This is a genomic window from Mycobacterium sp. 1465703.0, from assembly GCF_001672975.1.
In the GTDB taxonomy this organism is placed as follows: Bacteria; Actinomycetota; Actinomycetes; order Mycobacteriales; family Mycobacteriaceae; genus Mycobacterium.
Genome location: NZ_LZKU01000155.1, coordinates 1 through 3072 on the forward strand (window position 1 = coordinate 1; position 3072 = coordinate 3072).

Here is a 3072-nt window from a genome sequence, read left to right on the forward strand (position 1 = left end):
CCGCACCGAAAGACCAGCACCCAACGACTTATTCATCGCGGCCACCAACCGCATCGCCGACAACGAATCCCCACCCAGGTCGAAGAACGAGTCATCCACCCCAACCCGCTGCACACCCAGCACCTGAGCGAACACCCCCGCCAACACCTCCTCGACCGGGGTGCCCGCAGCGCGAAAACGGTTGACGTCCTTATAGTCCGGGGCCGGCAGCGCGCGCTTGTCCAGCTTGCCGTTGACCGTCACCGGCAACTCGTCAAGCACCACCACCGCGGCCGGCACCATATAGGCCGGTAACCGCTCCGCCAACGCCGCGCGCACCACGACCGGATCAGCGGTCCCGGTGATATAGCCCACCAGGCGCTTATCGCCGGGGCGGTCCTCGCGGGCCACCACCACCGCCTGCTCAACCCCCGCCACACCGCTTAACGCGGACTGGACTTCGCCCAGCTCGATGCGATATCCGCGGATCTTGACCTGCTCATCGGCACGCCCCAGATACTCCAACTGCCCATCAGCACACCACCGCACCAGGTCTCCGGTGCGATACATCCGTTGTCCCGCACTCCCGAACGGACACGCCACAAACCGCGACCCGGTCAACCCCGCCCGGCCCACATACCCCACACCGACGCCTCGACCGGCCACATACAACTCCCCCACCACACCGGCCGGCACCGGACGCAACCACCCATCCAGCACAAAAAAACCCAGATGCGCCAACGGCACCCCGATCGGGCTGGCATTGCTGTCGACGTCGGCCTCGACGATCTCCCGCAACGACGCGTGCACCGTCGTCTCGGTGGTGCCATACATATTGATCAGCCGCGGCAACCCCGGGTGATTGTCCATCCACGCACCGAGATGGTGAGGTTCCAACGCCTCACCGGCGAATATCACCGTCTGCAGCTTCAGCTGCTGTCCGAGCTCAGGTGCCATCGCATCGGCGGTTTGCAGCGCATAAAACGCCGACGGCGTCTGGCTCAACACACTGACCTGTTCGCGAATCAGCAAGGCGTGCAGGTCTTCTGGTGAGCGAGTCACCGACTCGGGCACCACCACCAACCGTCCACCACCCAGCAGCGCACCCCAGATCTCCCACACCGAGACGTCGAAAGCCAACGAGTGCCACTGCGACCACACCTGCCCCACCATCGGCAGGTCACCTGCCGCGGCGTCCAGCAGCTGGATCACGTTCTGGTGAGTGATGGCCACTCCTTTGGGGACACCGGTGGTACCCGAGGTATAGATCAGGTAAGCGATTTCCTCGACGGCCGGAGCCGGCAAGCCCGTACCCGGATAGGTCAGGATGCGGGGGTCTTCAACATCGATGACTAGCAGGCCATATCCGTCCAGCCGCGGACATAGGTCTGCTGTGGTGATCGCGGCGATCGGCGCGGCATCGCCGACCATGAATGCGATGCGCGCCGCCGGCACCGCCGGGTCGATCGGCAGATACGCCGCCCCGGTCTTCAACACCGCCAGAATCGCCACGACCGCCTCGGCCGACCGCGAAAACAGCAGCGCCACACACTGTCCCGGACCCGCACCGACGCCGGCCAACAAGCGCGCCAACCGGTTCGCCGCCTCATCCAGCTCGCGGTAGCTCATAGACCGGCCGCCGAAGGTGATCGCCACCGCCTCCGGGGCATGGGCCACCTGCGCGGCAAACACCTCCGGAATCGACGCCGACACCGACACCGGCGCGCCCAACACCGCCCGGTTGGCCCACCCACCCAAACGCACGTACTCAGCAGCATCAAGCACATCCACCGACGACAGCCGCCGCGCCGGATCGACAGCCATCGCCACCAACACCCGCTCCAACCGGTCGATCAGCGTTTGGACGCCGGCCGCATCGAACACATCAGTGTCGTATTCGACGCGCAGGCCCAGTTGGTTGCCGGGGGTGGCTTGGACCGTCAGCGGGTAGTGGTTGTACTCGCGGCTGCCGAGCGCGGCGATGTTCAACCCGTCAACGCCCAGCGGCGCTTCGGTATCGATCGGATGGTTTTGGAACACGAACAGGGTGTCGAACAGTTGGTCATGGCCGGCGATGCGGTGAATGTGGTTTAGCGCCAGGTGTTGGTGCTCAAGTGTGTCGTTGTGGGCACTTTGCAGTTGCTCGAGCAGGTCGATGGTGGTGGTTGTCGGTGCGATGCGCGCGCGCACCGGCACCGTGTTGATCAACAGGCCCACCATCGACTCCGCCCCGACGATGTCGGTCGGCCTACCCGAGACCGCGACACCGAAGGCGACGTCAGGGTGGCCGGTCAGCGAGCTCAGCAGTAACGCCCAGGCGGCCTGCATCACGGTGTTGACGGTGGTGTGCTGCGAACGGGCCAGCTCCCCAAGGGCTCGCGTGATCTCGGCCGCTAAACGATATGTTGTAGCGCCCCGTGGCCCGAGCTGCCCCCGGCCCTGACCCACCAACGTGGGGGTGTCAAAGCCGGCCAACACCTGACGCCAGGCCGCGTCGGCGGCGTCAAGGTCTCGGTCGGCCAGCCAGGTGACAAACCTGCGATACGGGACCGGCGCGGGCAGCCGTTGGCCGTAATAGCCGGCGAAGATTTCCTGCAGCAGGAGCGGCAACGACCAGCCATCGAGCACGATGTGGTGCGAGGTCAGCACAATCCGGTGCTGTTGTTGCGCGGTGCGGATCAACGCCACCCGAAACGCCGGCGGGTCGGTGAGGTCGCAGACCGCCGCGCGTTCGGCCGCGCACAGCGACGTTATTTTGTCCTCGACGTCGACGCCGTCCAGGTCGACATACCGCCAGGGCGTCTCGGGATCGGTGAGGATTATCTGGACCGGCTCGTCGAATTGTTGGCAGAACCGGGCGGCCAGGTTGGGATGCCGGCTGACTACTGTGCGCACGGCTTCGCGCAACCGATGCTGGTCGAGGGGGCCGGTCAACGTGATATCCAGCTGCATCGCATAGACGGCATCACCGTTGCCCTGCGCGGCGCTGGCGTGGAAGAGCAGCCCTTGCTGCATCGGGGTCAGCGGCAATACGTCAGCAATCCGGTATTGCTGCTGCAGCTCGTCGATCTGCTGCTGGTTAAGCCGGGCAGG

The 3072-nt window shown here is 65.4% G+C and carries 1 protein-coding gene; it reads right to left on the reverse strand.

Going from position 1 to position 3072, the window contains the following annotated elements:
• Positions 1-3072, reverse strand: a 3072-nt coding sequence (locus tag A5625_RS13465) for a non-ribosomal peptide synthetase (RefSeq protein WP_156748205.1), incomplete at both ends; no start/stop codon positions are given.